At 72.5% G+C, this 16141-nt stretch carries 13 protein-coding genes and 1 pseudogene; 11 read left to right on the top strand and 3 right to left on the bottom strand.

Features of this window, described 5'->3' with window-relative positions:
• Positions 1-9: 9 nt before the first annotated feature.
• The 10 genes and pseudogenes from AOK09_RS41785 to AOK09_RS07610 form a co-directional block, all read left to right on the top strand.
• Positions 10-280: pseudogene (locus tag AOK09_RS41785) on the top strand (3-hydroxyacyl-CoA dehydrogenase NAD-binding domain-containing protein); the annotation flags it as partial.
• 2 nt (positions 281-282) lie between these two features.
• Positions 283-1772, top strand: a 1490-nt coding sequence (locus AOK09_RS07650; RefSeq protein ID WP_245687165.1) for a 3-hydroxyacyl-CoA dehydrogenase family protein, incomplete at its 5' end; no start/stop codon positions are given.
• 158 nt (positions 1773-1930) lie between these two features.
• On the top strand, positions 1931-2842 hold the full coding sequence (locus AOK09_RS07645) for a TetR family transcriptional regulator (protein WP_055586357.1): 912 nt from the start codon (positions 1931-1933) through the stop codon (positions 2840-2842).
• 350 nt (positions 2843-3192) lie between these two features.
• Positions 3193-4530: a crotonyl-CoA carboxylase/reductase gene (ccrA, locus tag AOK09_RS07640; protein WP_055586356.1), complete on the top strand. Its 1338-nt coding sequence runs from the start codon at positions 3193-3195 to the stop codon at positions 4528-4530.
• Between the two features lie 19 nt (positions 4531-4549).
• Positions 4550-6601, top strand: coding sequence for a protein meaA (locus AOK09_RS07635; protein ID WP_055586355.1), 2052 nt, complete (start codon positions 4550-4552; stop codon positions 6599-6601).
• Positions 6602-6639: 38 nt separating this feature from the next.
• Positions 6640-7602, top strand: coding sequence for an HpcH/HpaI aldolase/citrate lyase family protein (locus tag AOK09_RS07630; protein ID WP_055586359.1), 963 nt, complete (start codon positions 6640-6642; stop codon positions 7600-7602).
• A 25-nt stretch (positions 7603-7627) separates the two neighbouring features.
• The gene (locus AOK09_RS07625; protein ID WP_055586354.1) at positions 7628-8131 is read left to right on the top strand and encodes a MaoC family dehydratase; all 504 of its coding nucleotides are present in this window, start codon (positions 7628-7630) and stop codon (positions 8129-8131) included.
• Positions 8132-8261: 130 nt separating this feature from the next.
• Positions 8262-9464, top strand: coding sequence for an acyl-CoA dehydrogenase family protein (locus AOK09_RS07620; protein WP_055586353.1), 1203 nt, complete (start codon positions 8262-8264; stop codon positions 9462-9464).
• 425 nt (positions 9465-9889) lie between these two features.
• On the top strand, positions 9890-10582 hold the full coding sequence (locus AOK09_RS07615) for a phosphatidylserine decarboxylase (protein WP_055586352.1): 693 nt from the start codon (positions 9890-9892) through the stop codon (positions 10580-10582).
• Complete coding sequence (locus tag AOK09_RS07610; RefSeq protein ID WP_407675366.1) at positions 10569-11450, top strand: CDP-alcohol phosphatidyltransferase family protein; 882 nt, start codon at positions 10569-10571, stop codon at positions 11448-11450. Before AOK09_RS07615 ends, AOK09_RS07610 begins: the two co-directional genes overlap by 14 nt.
• A 110-nt stretch (positions 11451-11560) precedes the next feature.
• On the opposite strand, the gene AOK09_RS07605 is transcribed toward AOK09_RS07610, so the two are convergent.
• The 3 genes from AOK09_RS07605 to AOK09_RS37405 form a co-directional block, all read right to left on the bottom strand.
• Positions 11561-12706 (bottom strand): amidohydrolase family protein, encoded by a 1146-nt coding sequence (locus tag AOK09_RS07605; protein WP_055586351.1) that lies wholly within the window; start codon positions 12704-12706, stop codon positions 11561-11563.
• A gap of 3 nt (positions 12707-12709) precedes the next feature.
• The gene (locus AOK09_RS07600; RefSeq protein WP_055586350.1) at positions 12710-14104 is read right to left on the bottom strand and encodes a type I glutamate--ammonia ligase; all 1395 of its coding nucleotides are present in this window, start codon (positions 14102-14104) and stop codon (positions 12710-12712) included.
• 101 nt (positions 14105-14205) lie between these two features.
• Complete coding sequence (locus tag AOK09_RS37405) at positions 14206-14628, bottom strand: ANTAR domain-containing response regulator (RefSeq protein ID WP_157875823.1); 423 nt, start codon at positions 14626-14628, stop codon at positions 14206-14208.
• A gap of 497 nt (positions 14629-15125) precedes the next feature.
• On the opposite strand from AOK09_RS37405, the gene AOK09_RS07585 reads away from it, so the two are divergent.
• Positions 15126-16141 (top strand): glycosyltransferase (locus AOK09_RS07585; RefSeq protein ID WP_107101263.1); only part of this gene is annotated, 1016 nt, incomplete at its 3' end.

Genomic DNA, 16141 nt, shown 5'->3' with positions numbered 1-16141 from the left:
GCCCCCTCCCCCGGCGTGGCCCCCTTCCCGACCGTGGCCGTGGTCGGCCTGGGCACCATGGGTGCCGGTGTCGCCGTGGCGGCCGCCCGCAGCGGACGCCGGGTCATCGGCATCGAGCTCGACGGCGCCGCAGCGGCCGCGGCGCTCACCCGGATCGAGGAGTCCACCGCCCACGCGGTGACCCGTGAGCGGATCACCGCCGAGGAGCGCGGCGCGCTGCTGGAGCGGATCACCTGCACCGATCGGCTGGCCGACGCGGCCGGGGCCGACCTGGTGATCGNNAGCGGGAGCTCTTCGCCGAGCTGGACCGCATCTGCCCGCCGCAGACCGTGCTGGCCACCGGCACCACCGCGCTCTCGGTGACCCGGATCGCCTCGGCGACCGCCCGTCCCGAGCGGGTGCTGGGGCTGCACTTCTTCAACCCCGTGCACTCCATGAAGCTGGTGGAGGTGGTGCGTACCGTGCTCACCGACGGCCGGGTGGCCGAGGACGCCGCGGAGTTCGCCCGCGACCTCGGCAAGACCCCGGTGGCCGCGGGCGACCGGGCCGGCTTCGTGGTCAACGGGCTGCTCTTCGCGTACCTCAACCAGGCCGCGGCGATGTTCGAGTCCCGCTACGCCTCCCGCGAGGACATCGACGCGGCGATGCGGCTGGGCTGCGGCCTGCCGATGGGCCCGCTGGCGCTGCTGGACCTGATCGGCGTGGACACCGCCCGCACGGTGCTGGAGGCGATGTACGCGCAGTCCCACGACCGGCTGCACGCCCCGGCGCCGATCCTGGGGCAGCTGGCCGCGGCGGGCCTGCTGGGCCGCAAGTCCGGCCGGGGCTTCTACACCTACGCGGCGCCCGGCTCCTCGCACCCCACGGCCGAGCCCGCCTCCGCCTCCGCCGCCCCGGCCGGGCGGGTGCCGGGCCGCGAGGTGCGCTCGGTGGGCGTCTGCGGCTCGGGGACCATGGCGACCGGTATCGCGGAGGTGTTCGCCAAGGCCGGGTACCCGGTGGTGCTGGCGGCCCGCAGCCAGGAGAAGGCCGACCGGGCCAAGGCGGCGCTGGCCGCCTCGCTGGACCGCTCGGTGGCCAAGGGCCGGATGACCGGGCCGGACCGCGACGCCGCCCTCGGACGGGTGGCCCCCACGGGGCTGCTCAGCGACCTCGACCAGGTGGACCTGGTGGTGGAGGCGGTCGCGGAGGACCTGGCGGTCAAGCGGGAGCTGTTCACCGCGCTGGACAAGATCTGCCGTCCCGGCGCGGTGCTGGCGACCACCACCTCCAGCCTGCCGGTGATCGAGTGCGCCACCGCGACCACCCGGCCGCAGGACGTGGTGGGTCTGCACTTCTTCAACCCCGCCCCGGCCATGAAGCTGGTGGAGGTGGTCTCCACCGTGCTGACCGGCGAGGAGGTCACCGCGACCGCGCTGGAGGTCTGCGCCCGGGTGCGCAAGCACCCTGTGGAGTGCGGCGACCGGGCCGGCTTCATCGTCAACGCGCTGCTCTTCCCGTACCTCAACGACGCGGTGCGGATGCTGGAGGAGCACTACGCCACGGTGGACGACATCGACACCGCGATGAAGCTGGGCTGCGGCTACCCGATGGGGCCGTTCGAGCTGCTGGACGTGGTGGGGCTGGATGTCTCGCTGACCATCGAGCGGGTACTGCACCAGGAGTTCCGCGAGCCGGGCCTGGCGCCCGCGCCGCTGCTGGAGCACCTGGTGGCGGCGGGCTGCCTGGGACGCAAGACCGGCCGCGGTTTCCGCGACCACGCCCGCCGATGAGCGGGGTCGGGGACGGGCGGCCCGGCTCGGTTGCGTCCCGCTGGCCCCGGCCGGCCGTCCGGCCGCAGCCGCCGCAACCGCCGGTGCGGCCGGCGGGTCCGGCACCGGGTGGCGGCGGCCCGGGCGGCGACGGGGCCGGGGCGTGTAGCGTTCCGCACATGGATCGGGAGCGTGCCGCTGTGCAACACGAGGTGACAGGTGGGGCCGGGCACGGCAGCGCCAACGGCCGGCGGGCCACCGCCCAGCGCCAGCAGATGCGCCAGGACCTGGCGGCGGCGGCCATGGACCTGTTCGCCGGGCAGGGCTACGAGGAGACCACCGTCGACCAGATCGCCGCCGCGGCCGGGGTGGCGCGGAGGACGTTCTTCCGCTACTTCCGGTCCAAGGAGGAGGCGATCTTCCCGGACCACGACGACACCCTGATCCGGGTGGCGGACCTGCTCGCCAGCGCCGCACCCGAGGAGCACCCGCTGGATGTGGTGTGCCGGGGGATCAAGGAGGTGCTGCGGATGTACGCCTCCACCCCGGCCGTGTCGGTGGCCCGCTACCGGCTGATCCGCCAGGTCCCCACGCTGCGCGAGCGGGAGATCGCCGTGGTGGCCCGTTACGAGCGGCTGTTCACCCGCTATCTGCTGGGCCGCTTCGACGCCGCAGCCGAGCTGTCGCCCACCTGGCAGCGCGGCGGGGACGACGACCCCATGCTGGCCGAGGTGTCGGCGGCGGCGGTGGTGGCGGCGCACAACCATGTGCTGCGGCGCTGGCTGCGCGCCGGTGGCCGGGGTGATGTCGAGGCGCAGCTGGACCACTCCTTCGAGGTGATCCGGCAGACCTTCTGGGCGCAGGCCCCGACGGCCGCCCGGCGCCGCGGAGAACCCATGGCACCCAGTGCCATCCAGGAGTCCCAGGCGGCTCTGGAGAGTGCGGTGGGGAGTGCGGTGAGCGCCACTCCCGGGGGTGAGGTGCTGATCACAGTGGCCCGTACCGATGCCCCGCTGGAGCAGGTACTGGACTCGATCCGGACCGCCCTGAGCGGTCCGGGGGCAGTCCACGGAGGTTCGCCGAACGGCTGATCCTCGCAGTTCACAGGCTTGCCAGGGGCCTGCTCCGGACCGCCGGAGCAGGCCCTTTGTGCTGCCCGGGCAGGCGCCGGCGGCTGCTCGTGTTGCGAGGGGGCGGCGCCGGGGTGACGCTGGACGAAACTCATGGCACGCGGTGTCTTTACGAGTGGCACAGGGTGCCAGTACGTTGTTACCCACCGGTCGCGGCGCCGCGGCTCCCCACCTCGGCGCGCCGTGCCCAGCCACCGTTCCCGCGACCCGGGACGGCCCCCAGCCCAGCCCAGAACCCTCAAGCCGGTGTCCGCTCCCGGCTCCCCCAGACGCCCTGCGCCCCTCACGCAGGTACGCCTTCGGAGGCAGCCTTGAAGGAAATCCTCGACACGATCCTCAACCCCGACGCCACCACCGCGGACTTCGCCGCGCTGCGGGTGCCGGAGTCCTACCGGGCGGTCACGCTGCACCGGGACGAGGAGCAGATGTTCGACGGACTCGACAGCCGTGACAAGGACCCCCGCAAGTCCCTGCACCTGGACGAGGTCCCCGTCCCCGAGCTCGGCCCCGGTGAGGCCCTGGTCGCGGTGATGGCCAGCGCGGTCAACTACAACACGGTGTGGAGCTCCATCTACGAGCCGGTCTCCACCTTCGCCTTCCTCAAGCGGTACGGGAAGCTCTCCCCGCTGACGGCCCGTCACGACCTGCCGTACCACATCCTCGGCTCCGACCTGGCCGGCGTGGTGCTGCGCACCGGCCCGGGCGTCAACGCCTGGAAGCCCGGCGACGAGGTCGTCGCCCACTGCCTGTCCGTCGAGCTGGAGAGCGCCGACGGCCACAACGACACCATGCTCGACCCCGAGCAGCGGATCTGGGGCTTCGAGACCAACTTCGGCGGCCTCGCCGAGCTGGCCCTGGTGAAGACCAACCAGCTGATGCCCAAGCCCAGGCACCTCAGCTGGGAGGAGGCCGCCTCCCCCGGCCTGGTCAACTCCACCGCCTACCGGCAGCTGGTCTCGGGCAACGGCGCCGGGATGAAGCAGGGCGACAACGTCCTGATCTGGGGCGCCAGCGGCGGCCTGGGCTCCTACGCCACCCAGTACGCGCTGGCCGGCGGCGCCACCCCGATCTGCGTGGTCTCCAACGACCAGAAGGCCGACATCTGCCGGGCGATGGGCGCCGAGGCGATCATCGACCGCAGCGCCGAGGGCTACCGCTTCTGGAAGGACGAGCACACCCAGGACCCGCGGGAGTGGAAGCGGCTCGGCGGCCGCATCCGGGAACTGACGGGCGGTCAGGACGTGGACATCGTCTTCGAGCACCCCGGCCGGGAGACCTTCGGCGCCTCCGTCTACGTCACCCGCAAGGGCGGCACCATCGTCACCTGCGCCTCCACCTCCGGCTACATGCACCAGTACGACAACCGCTACCTGTGGATGTCGCTGAAGCGGATCATCGGCTCGCACTTCGCCAACTACCGCGAGGCCTGGGAGGCCAACCGCCTCATCGCCAAGGGCCGGATCCACCCCACCGTCTCCCGGGTCTACTCCCTGGAGGAGACCGGTCAGGCCGCGCTGGACGTCCACCGCAATGTGCACCAGGGCAAGGTCGGCGTGCTCTGCCTGGCCCCGCAGGAGGGCCTGGGCGTGCGCGACCAGGAGCTGCGCGAGAAGCACCTGCCGGCGATCAACCGCTTCCGCAACGTCTGAGACGGGAGGCGACACCGACATGACCGAGCAGCACCAGACGCCGAGGCCGCAGCGCGACCGGCCGTGGCTGATGCGCACCTACGCGGGGCACTCCTCCGCCAGGGAGTCCAACGCGCTCTACCGCCGCAACCTCGCCAAGGGCCAGACCGGTCTGTCGGTGGCCTTCGACCTGCCCACCCAGACCGGCTACGACGCCGACCACGTCCTGGCCCGCGGTGAGGTGGGCCGGGTCGGGGTCCCGGTGGGGCATCTGGGCGACATGCGGGCCCTCTTCGACGGGATCCCGCTGGAGCGCACCAACACCTCCATGACCATCAACGCCACCGCCATGTGGCTGCTGGCGCTCTACCAGGTGGTCGCCGAGGAGCAGGGCGCCGACATCGCCGAGCTCACCGGCACCACCCAGAACGACATCGTCAAGGAGTACCTGTCGCGCGGGACGCATGTCTTCCCGCCCGGCCCGTCGGTGCGGCTCACCACCGACATGATCGCCTACACGGTCGCCCACATCCCCAGGTGGAACCCGATCAACATCTGCAGCTACCACCTGCAGGAGGCCGGGGCCACGCCGGTGCAGGAGATCGCCTATGCGATGTGCACCGCCATCTCGGTGCTGGACGCGGTCCGCGACTCCGGCCAGGTGCCGCAGGAGCGGATGGGCGACGTGGTCGCCCGTATCTCCTTCTTCGTCAACGCGGGCGTCCGCTTCGTCGAGGAGATGTGCAAGATGCGGGCCTTCGCCCGCCTCTGGGACAAGGTGACCCTGGAGCGCTACGGCGTGGCCGACCCCCGGCACCGCCGCTTCCGCTACGGCGTCCAGGTGAACTCGCTGGGCCTCACCGAGGCGCAGCCGGAGAACAACGTCCAGCGGATCGTGATGGAGATGCTGGCCGTCACCCTTTCCAGGGACGCCCGCGCCAGGGCGGTGCAGCTCCCCGCCTGGAACGAGGCGCTCGGTCTGCCCCGGCCCTGGGACCAGCAGTGGTCGCTGCGCATCCAGCAGGTGCTGGCCTACGAGTCGGACCTGCTGGAGTACGGCGACCTCTTCGACGGCTCCCGGGTGGTGGAGGCCAAGACCGCGGAGCTGCTGGCCGGGGCCGAGGCGGAGATCGCCAAGGTGCTGGGGATGGGCGGGGTGATCCCCGCCGTGGAGTCCGGGTACCTCAAGGCGGCGCTGGTCGCCTCGCACGCGGAGCGCCGCGCCAGGATCGAGTCCGGCGAGGACAAGGTGGTCGGCGTCAACTGCTTCGAGACCACCGAGCCCAACCCGCTGACCGCGGACCTGGACGCCGCCGTCCAGCAGGTGGACCCCTCCGCCGAGCGGGCGGTGCTGGCCTCGCTGGAGGCCTGGCGCGGGCAGCGCGACGAGGCCGCGGCCAGGGCCGCCCTGGAGCGGCTGCGCACCGACGCGGCGGCCGAGGGCGTCAACCTGATGGAGGCCACCCTGGCCTGTGCCCGCGCCGGGGTGACCACCGGCGAGTGGTCCTTCGCCCTGCGGGACGTCTTCGGCGAGTACCGCGCACCCACCGGCGTGGGCTCCGCCCCGGTGGCGGTCGCCGCCGAGCCCGGCGGTGAGCTGGCCGCCGTACGGGAGGCCGTCGCGGCCACCGCCGAGGAGCTGGGCACGGGCAAGCTGCGGATGCTGGTCGGCAAGCCCGGTCTGGACGGGCACTCCAACGGCGCCGAGCAGATCGCGGTGCGGGCCCGGGACGCCGGCTTCGAGGTGGTCTACCAGGGCATCCGGCTGACCCCCGAGCAGATCGTGTCCGCCGCGGTCGCGGAGGACGTCCACTGCGTGGGACTGTCGATCCTGTCGGGCGCGCACGCCGAGCTCGTCCCCGACGTGCTGCGGCGGCTGCGCCGCGCCGGGGTGGAGGACGTACCGGTGATCGCCGGTGGCATCATCCCGGCAGCGGACGGCGAGGCGCTGAAGGCCGCGGGGGTGGCCGCCGTGTTCACCCCCAAGGACTTCTCCATCACCACCATTATCGGCCGCATCGTCGACGAGATCCGCCTCGCCAACAGGCTCCAGCCGTGGCACAGCCCGGCGGACACCGTCTCCGCCCGCTGACGCTCCGCCCCAAGCACCGGAAGGACGAACCCACCCTCATGACGACCGTCAACCGCCTGCGCCCCCGCCGCTCCTGCCTGGCCGTGCCGGGCAGCAACCCGCGGTTCCTGGAGAAGGCCCAGGGCCTGCCCGCCGACCAGGTCTTCCTGGACCTGGAGGACGCCTGCGCGCCGCTGGTCAAGGAGAGCGCCCGGCACACCATCGTCGACGCGCTCAACAACGGCGACTGGGGCGGCAAGACCCGGGTGGTGCGGGTCAACGACTGGACCACCCACTGGACCTACCGCGACGTGGTCACCGTCGTGGAGGGCGCGGGGCCCAACCTGGACTGCATCATGCTGCCCAAGGTGCAGGACGCCACCCAGGTGAAGGCGCTGGACCTGCTGCTGACCCAGATCGAGAAGACCATGGGCTTCGAGGTGGGCCGCATCGGCATCGAGGCGCAGATCGAGAACGCCAGGGGCCTGGTGAACGTGGACGAGATCGCGGCCTCCTCGCCGCGGATCGAGACCATCATCTTCGGCCCCGCCGACTTCATGGCCTCCATCAACATGAAGTCGCTGGTGGTGGGCGAGCAGCCGCCCGGCTATCCGGCGGACGCCTACCACTACATTCTGATGCGCATCCTGATGGCCGCCCGCACCCATGATCTGCAGGCGATCGACGGCCCCTACCTTCAGATCCGCAACCAGCAGGGCTACCGCGAGGTGGCGCAGCGCGCCGCCGCGCTGGGCTTCGACGGCAAGTGGGTGCTCCACCCGGACCAGGTCGCCGCGGCAAACGAGATCTTCTCCCCCACCCAGGAGGACTACGACCACGCCGAGCTGATCCTGGACGCCTACGACTGGTGCACCTCCGAGGCGGGCGGCGCCAAGGGTTCGGCGATGCTCGGCGACGAGATGATCGACGAGGCGTCCCGGAAGATGGCGCTGGTGATCGCCGGCAAGGGTCGCGCCGCCGGTATGGAGCGCACCTCCAAGTTCGAGCCCCCGCAGGCCTGACCCCCGCCCCCAGGAGACCACTGAGATGCAGTTCGGACGGACCTACGAGGAGTTCGAGGTCGGGGCGGTGTACAAGCACTGGCCCGGAAAGACGGTCACCGAGTACGACGACCACCTCTTCTGCCTCCTCACCATGAACCACCACCCGCTCCACCTGGACGCCAACTACGCGGAGCGGACCACCGACTTCGGCCGCAACGTGGTGGTGGGCAACTACATCTACTCCCTGCTGCTCGGCATGTCGGTGCCGGACGTCTCCGGCAAGGCCATCGCCAACCTGGAGATCGAGTCGCTGCGGCATGTGGCGCCGACCTTCCACGGCGACACGGTCTACGGCGAGACCACCGTGCTCGACAAGTGGCCGTCCAAGTCCAAGGACGACCGCGGCATCGTGCACGTGGAGACCAGGGGCTACAAGCAGGACGGCACGCTGGTCTGCGTCTTCCGCCGCAAGGTGATGGTGCCGACCGAGACGTACACCAAGGCCCGCGGCGGCGAGCAGCCCGGCCGCCCGGAGCCGCGCCCGTAGCTCCGCTCCCGGCTCCCGGTGGGCGGCCGCCGTCATCGGCCGTCCGCCGGAGTCACGGGGGCTCCGCGGCCGCCACGCCCGCGGAGCCCCCGCACCTCTCACCCTCACTTCCCACGACAGGAGCCGCGCCATGGGACGCCTCGCACAGACCGACGGCCTCACCGAGATCCAGCGGGACATCCTCGCCACGGTGCGGGACTTTGTCGACAAAGAGATCATTCCGGTCGCCACCGAGCTGGAGCACCGGGACGAGTACCCCGCCCGGATCGTCGAGGGCATGAAGCAGCTGGGCCTCTTCGGCCTGACCATCCCCGAGGAGTACGGGGGCCTCGGCGAGTCGCTGCTGACCTACGCCCTGGTGGTGGAGGAGATCGCCCGTGGCTGGATGTCGGTGTCGGGCATCGTCAACACCCACTTCATCGTGGCCCACATGATCAATGCCCACGGCACCCAGGAGCAGAAGGACTACTTCCTGCCCCGGATGGCGACCGGCGAGGTCCGCGGCGCCTTCTCCATGTCGGAGCCGGGCCTGGGCTCGGACGTCTCCGCGATCCGCACCAGGGCGGTCCGGGACGGCGACGAGTACGTGATCAACGGCCAGAAGATGTGGCTGACCAACGGCGGCACCTCTACCCTGGTCGCGGTGCTCTGCCGGACCGACGAGGGCCAGGACGCCCCGCACCGCAACATGACCACCTTCCTGATCGAGAAGGAGCCCGGCTTCGGGCCCAACGCCAAGGTCCCCGGCCTCACCGTGCCGGGAAAGATCGAGAAGATGGGTTACAAGGGCGTCGACACCACCGAACTGGTGCTCCAGGACGTGCGGATTCCCGCCGACCGGGTGCTGGGCGGCACCAGCGGCCGCGGCTTCTACCAGATGATGGACGGCGTCGAGGTCGGCCGGGTCAATGTCGCCGCGCGCGGCTGCGGCGTGGCCCGGCGCGCCTTCGAGCTGGGCATCTCCTACGCGCAGCAGCGGCACACCTTCGGCAAGGCGATCGCCCAGCACCAGGCCATCCAGTTCAAGTTGGCCGAAATGGCGACCAAGGTGGAGGCGGCCCACCAGATGATGGTGATGGCGGCCCGCAAGAAGGACTCCGGGGAGCGCAACGACCTGGAGGCAGGGATGGCCAAATATCTCGCCTCCGAGTACTGCAAGGAGGTCGTGGAGGACGCCTTCCGGATCCACGGCGGCTACGGCTTCTCCAAGGAGTACGAGATCGAGCGGCTCTACCGCGAGGCCCCGATGCTGCTGATCGGTGAAGGTACTGCGGAGATCCAGAAGATGATCGTGGGCCGCCGACTGCTCGAGGAGTACCGCATCGCCGAGTGACCGGCGCCCGGACAGGGCAGTCGGCTGACCGCCGACCGGTCGAATTCAGGCCACCTCCAGAACCGGCGGGGACGTGCGGGTCCCCGCCGGAGCCCCCTCCGAGGGTCCTCCGGAGGGGGCGGCCGGCGGCCGCAGGGTGCGTACGAGCCCCTTGGGGCTCCTGGGAAACCGGAGCGCGCCCGGCGGCCGCCGAGGCCTGCCCGCGCCGCCTGAGACCAGACTCACCCCCTCAGCCGTCCACTTGGGGAACCGCACGGCCACCCGCTACGGTCGTAGACAGAGCAGGGGTAGAGCAGCGAGTAGCAGGTGAGTTCCGGATCCCGGCGCTTGCCCACTCACCACCTGCTGCCGATAGCATCCACCGGGACAGCTGCCGTCCCCAGTACCACTCGTCCCCGCGGTGCCCCCCGCGACAAAGGTCTTCGATGCCCTACAGCCCGTCCCCTTACTCCTCCGCCGCGGACCGCGATGCCCTCGCGTCCCGGGAGGCCGGCCGACGTCCCCGTGTGACCCTCGCACGCGGCGCCTCGCCCTGGCTCGTCCCCACCCTCGCCACCGCTGCCGCCTGCACCGCCCTCACCCGGCGCAGCGGCAAGTGGGCCCTGGCAGCGGTACCCGCCTCCGCGCTCGGCGCGGGCATGCTGTGGTTCTTCCGCGACCCGGAGCGCGAGATCGGCACCGGCCGGGTGATCTCGCCGGCCGACGGCGTCGTGCAGTCCATCGACGCCTGGCCGGACGGCCGCACCCGGGTGGCGATCTTCATGAGCCCGCTCAACGTGCATGTGAACCGTGCACCGCTGCCGGGCACGGTCACCTCGGTCGATCACGTCCCCGGCGGCTACGTCCCGGCGTTCAACAAGGACAGCGACCGGAACGAGCGCGTGGTGTGGCACTTCGACACCGAGCTCGGCGACATCGAGATGGTCCAGATCGCGGGCGCGGTGGCCCGCCGCATCGTCCCGTACCTCAAGCCGGGCGCCAAGGTCGAGCAGGGTGAGCGGGTCGGACTGATCCGCTTCGGCTCCCGCGTCGACACCTACCTGCCGTCGGGCGTCGAGGTCGGCGTCCGGGTCGGCCAGAAGACGACTGCCGGGGTGACACGCCTTGACCGTGACTGATCCCGAAACACTGCACTGCGAAGAGGACGAGGAGACGGCGATCCGCCGCCGCCGGTGGGCGCGCGACCGTGAACTGCGCGCCCCCCGGTCACCGCAGACCCTCTCCACCGCGGACTTCCTCACCCTGGGCAACGCGGTCTGCGGCTTCCTCGCCATCTACTCCATGACCACCGGTGTGCTGATCCCGCACATCACCGGCGACGGCTCCGCCCCCACCAACCGGCACAGCGCGGCCATGGCCGTCACCCTGCTGCTGCTCGGCTCGATGTGCGACCTCTTCGACGGGCTGGTGGCACGCAAGCTGCGCAGCTCCGCGCTGGGCGCCGAGCTGGACAACCTGGCGGACCTCACCAGCTTCGGCATCGCCCCGGCGTACTTCGTCGCGGTGTGGGGCATGGTCTCGCCCGACGGCAACCAGCGGGTGTCCGCGTTCATCGCGCTCACCGTGCTGCTCGCGGTGGTGCTGCGGCTGGCCCGCTTCTCGGCCGTGAAGATGCGGCCGGGGGTGTTCCAGGGCATGCCGTGCCCCATGGGTGCCATGACGGTGATCGCCATCGTGCTGCTGGCCCCGCCGTTCATCCCCGCGATGGTGGCCATCTTCGGTGTCGCGTACCTCATGGTGAGCCGCATCGAGTACCCCAAGCCGCAGGGCCTGCTGGCCACCGCGACCCTCTGCTGGATCGTGGTCTCCATCGGCTGCCTGGCCGCGTGGGCGGCCGGGGTGCCCGGCGGCGACGTGCTGCTGCGTGTCGGGGCCACCGCGCAGATCGCCCTGGCGGCGATGGCGCCGATGCTGGTCATCCGGCGCAAGGTCAACCAGAAGGTGTGCGACGTCCGCGCCCGCCGCGCGGAGTCCCGCCTCGGCTGACCCCGAACCACCCCGAAGGGGCCCGGACCGCACCGAGCGGCCGGGCCCCTTCCGCATGGGTACGGCGGTCCCCTGCCCGGACCGCGCCTGCCCTGCCCGTGGCGCCCCGGTCAGGCGCCGGGCAGGCCGTAGAGACGCCGGGCGTTGGCACCGCCGATGAGGACGGCCACCCGGTCCGCGTCGGCGGCCGACCAGGAGCCGTCCGCCGTCCAGCCGTCGAGCAGCCCGCCCAGGGCGCTGCGGAAGAGCGCCGCGCCGACCGGGTAGAGCTCCGGCAGGCCGTAGGCGTCGGTGGAGAAGAGCACCTTGCCGAACGGCACCACCTCCAGCACCTCCGCCAGGACCGCCCCGGCCCGCGCGCCGCTGTGCGAGAGGGCGAGGCCGACGTCCGCGTACACATGCGGGTGGACGGCCGCCAGATAGGCCGCCTGACGGTGGTACGGGTAGCCGTGCAGCAGCACCAGCGGCACCCCGTGCGGCTCCACCGCCCGGACGAAGCCGGTGAGCAGCGAGGGGTCGGCGCGGTGCAGCGTCAGGTCCGGGTCGCCGAAACCGGTGTGCAGCTGGATGGGCAGGCCCAGCTCCACGGCGGTCCACAGCAGATGACGCAGCAGCACGGGATGGACCAGCCGGGGCGGTCCGCCGTGCTGGTCGTGGTGCTCCAGCCACTCCCCCGCGGCGCGCGCCACCTCGGTCTCGGTCGGCGGCTCGGGCTCCAGGTCCAGTCCGTGGCGGTAGGCCAGCACCGACTTCACCGCGACGGCACCGGCGTCCCGTACCGCCTCGGCGAGCGCCGTGGCGCAGTCGTCGCCGTAGGAGCGGGCGGAGACCCAGCCCTGCGCCACCCCCTCCGCGACCGTCTCCAGCCGCACCACCTGGTGCACCTCCGCGGCGGCCGCCGAGGCCAGCTCGGGCAGGGACAGCAGCGGGCCGGCGCCGGGGGCCTCCACCAGGCCGGTGTCGACCAGCAGGGTCCGCAGCCCGGCTGCGCGCAGCAGTCTCCGGGTGGCCTCGGCCGGGCCCAGGGCGCGACGGCGCGCCAGATACTCCTCGGGCGGGCAGTGCGGCTCCAGGTCCAGCAGGGGTGCGCAGTGGCGGCGCACCGCGAAGCCCAGCTGGGTGTCCAGGTAGTCGGTGCCCGGGGCGGGCGGCCGGTCGGACTCGGTGAGCAGCCCGGCGAAGGCGGCCGGGGAGAGGTCGCCGCCGAACACGCTGTGGCAGTGGTGGTCCACCAGCGGGAACGCGAGCGAGGCCATGGCTCAGTACCGCCAGCGGGTCGCCGCGACCACCTGCTCGGGCGGGCTCCCGGCGAAGAGTTCCGTCTCCGCCTGCCGCACCGCGCACAGGACGTCGTGCAGCACCTCGCCCATGGCCTCCCTGAGCAGTGCCGAACGCCGGAAGTGCGCCAGCGACTCGGCGACCGTCCCCGGCAGCCTGCGCACCCCCAGCTGCTCCAGCCGGCCCTCCGGCCAGGTGGCCGGGTCGCCGTGGACCTCCGGCGGCAGGGTGCGGCCGGCGGCCAGGCCGGCCAGCCCGGCGGCGATCACCGCGCCCGTCACCAGGTACGGGTTGGCGGCGCCGTCGAAGCACTTGACCTCGGCGTTGGCGGCGCTGCTCTCCTCCCCGCGGGATCCGGTGACCAGCCGCAGCGCCGCCTCCCGGTTCTCCCGGCCCCAGCACTGGTAGACGCCTGCCCAGTGGGACGGCACCAGCCTCAGCGGGCTGCCCGGCCCCGGCGCCCCCACGGCCAGCAGCGCGGGCAGCTCCTCCAGGACGCCCGCCAGGAAGGCCTCGGCCTCGGAGGTGAGCCCGTGGGGGCCCGCGCCGCCGTGGCAGAGGTTCCGCGCACCGCGCCACGGAGAGAGGTGGAGATGGCCGCCGTTGCCGACCGTGCCGGCCTCCACCGCCGGGGCGAAGGAGACCCGCAGGCCGTGCCGGGCGGAGACGGCGCGGACGGTCTGCCGCACCAGGACGCAGGTGTCGGCTGCGGCCACCGGGTCCTCGGCCGCGACCGACAGCTCGTACTGGCCGGGTGCGTACTCGGGGTGCACCTGGTGCACGGCGACGCCCTGGTCGTCGAGGGCCCGCAGCAGGTCCCGCAGGCAGTCGGAGAGGTCGATCATGCGCTCCATGCCGTAGGCCGGGCCCTGCGTCGGGTGGTCCGGCTCCTCGGCGGGACCGCCCGCCCGGGCGGCCACCCACTCCACCTCGAAGGCGCAGCGGAACTCCAGGCCCCACTCCCGTGCCCGCTCGGCCATCCGCCGGGCGAAGCCGCGCTGGCAGCCCGGGTGCGGCTCGCCCTCCTGGGTGTAGCGGTCCGCGGGCGCCCAGGCCCAGCCGGGCTGGGCGGCCAGCGGTACGGCGCGGTCCAGGTCGGGGTGGAGCCGCAGATCGCCGTCGGGGCCGCCGAGGAAGCGGCTGCGGGTCGCGGAGTCGTCGACCAGGAAGGTGTCGAAGACCGGGGAGGCGCCGACGCCCCAGGCCGCGGCGTGCTCCAGCCGGCGCACCGGGACGCCCTTGACCCGGGTGATGCCGGCGTTGTCGACCCAGGTCAGCAGGACACCGCTGACCCCTTCGGCATGCAGCCGGGCGGCCACCTGGCGGGCCTCCTCGGCGCGGGCGCCCCGCTCACGGGGCCCCTGCTGCTCGTCCATCGCGCCCGGTATCCCTTCGTCGGCTCCGGGTTCCCTGCCATGGTGTCGCGCCGCGGTGGCACGCCGGTAGCCCCCCTGCGGGTGATCACCGGGGCTGCGGGTCAGGCGGGGCGCAGCGGGGAGACGATCGACGGGGCCTCTGCAGGTGCGGCGGTTCCGGAGCGGGCCGTGGCGACCAGGTCCGCGGCGATCTCCCGGACCTTGCGGCGCTCCTGGCGGGAGCGGGAGACCAGCATCCGGAAGGCGTCCTCCTCCTCACAGCGGTGGCGTGCCATGAGCATCCCTTTGGCGCGTTCGATGACCGCCCGGCCTTCCAGGGCATCCTTCAGCTGCCGGTTCTCGGTCTGGAGCGCGGCCACGGTCGGCTCCGGTCCTCCGATGGACGTCAGCGCGTCGGCTACTTCATGGCAGAGCTGGCTGCTGATGCTTTCCAAGGATGCGGCCAGGGAGTGCGCCGCGGCGAGCAGATTCTGTATCCGGGCGGAGCGGTCGGAAGCCGGTTCCCCCCTGGTGTGGCTGTCCATGGCGACCATGGTGAGGGCGGACCGCCCGGTGGACGCCGACTTGCGGGAAGGTTAATTTCTCCTTTACATGATAAACCATCATGTGATGATTAGTCCGGATATCGGTTCACGCCGTGTTCACCGTATGAACCCGTCCAGTCCTCAATCACCCCTGTCCCGAGGGCTTTGCGGTGCGCTACCGTCAGTGGTCCGCGGCGCACGCTTCGCAGTCTGCGCCGCCGGGGCTGCCACCTGACCTGTGGCGGAGAGAACCAGCAGCGGTTCTCGGATCCACCCCGTCCCCGCCGTGCCGAGACCACCCACCGCGGGGGCGACGGGCAGTGCCGCCCGTCCCGCTGTTCTTCCGTCAGCGCCCGTCCCGCCTGGCCGTCGTGGCTCACCGCCGACGCCCGGGGCGCGGCAGCCGTCCCGGCCCCGTGTCTCCGCCCGTGCCCGACGACGCGGCGCACCGGCACGCCCGGCCGGTCTCCGGATCCTTCCGGACCAGGGGGTCTTCTGTGCACACCGCCGACATCCACAGCACCGACCGTCTCTCCGAATCCACCGAAACCGACCTCGGTGAACCCTCCGTCACCGACCTCGCCGGCACGCCCGGTCACGGACGTCCCCGGCTGACCGTCGTGGTCCCGACCCGCAACGAGCAGGAGAGCGTACCGCTCCTGCTGCTGCACCTCGGCCCGGTGCTGGCTCCGCTGGACGCGGAGATCCTCGTCGTCGACGACAGCGACGACGCCACCCCGTCCACCGTCGCCGAGCACTCCCGCGGCTGCCCCGTGCCGGTGCGGCTGCTCCACCGGCCCGCCGGCACCCGTTCGGGCGGCCTGAGCGGCGCCGTGGCGGCCGGCGCCCGGCACGCCCGCGGCGAGTGGATCCTGGTGATGGACGCCGATCTGCAGCACCCGCCCGAGTCGGCGGCGATGCTGGCCCGCACCGCCATGCGGCATGACGTCGACATCGTCATCGGAACCCGCTACGCCGGCTCCGGCGCGGGCGCCGGACTGGACGGCACGGCGCGGCTGTTCGCCTCCTCGGGCGGCACCCGCCTCGCCAAGGCGCTCTTCCCCCGGCGGCTGGCAACCGTCAGCGACCCGATGAGCGGGCTGTTCGTCTTCCGGGCCGACGCGGTCGACCTGGACCGCCTGCGGCCCTCCGGGTTCAAGGTACTGCTGGAGATCCTGGTGCGGCATCCGGCCGCCCGGGTCGCCGAGGTCGCGTACGAGTTCGCACCCCGGGCCGCCGGACGCTCCAAGGCCTCGCTGCGCGTGGGCCTCTCCTATCTGCGCCACCTTGCCCGGCTGCGCGCCGCGCGCCTGGCAGGGCAGCTGCGGCAGCCTCCGCCGTCGCCCGCCACCCGACTCCGGCAGCTGCTGCGGATGGCCGCCTTCGGCGGGGTGGGGCTGACCGGGGTGGGGGTGAACACCGCGGCCTTGTGGAGCTTCCACCACCTGATCGGCATCAACCACCTGCTGGGTGCCGCTCTCGCCACCCAGGCCTCCACGGCCTGGAACTTCGC

The organism is Peterkaempfera griseoplana, assembly GCF_001418575.1.
GTDB lineage: Bacteria > Actinomycetota > Actinomycetes > Streptomycetales > Streptomycetaceae > Peterkaempfera > Peterkaempfera griseoplana.
The sequence above is the reverse complement of the archived record's forward strand: the minus strand, read 5'-3'. Positions and strand labels throughout refer to the sequence as shown.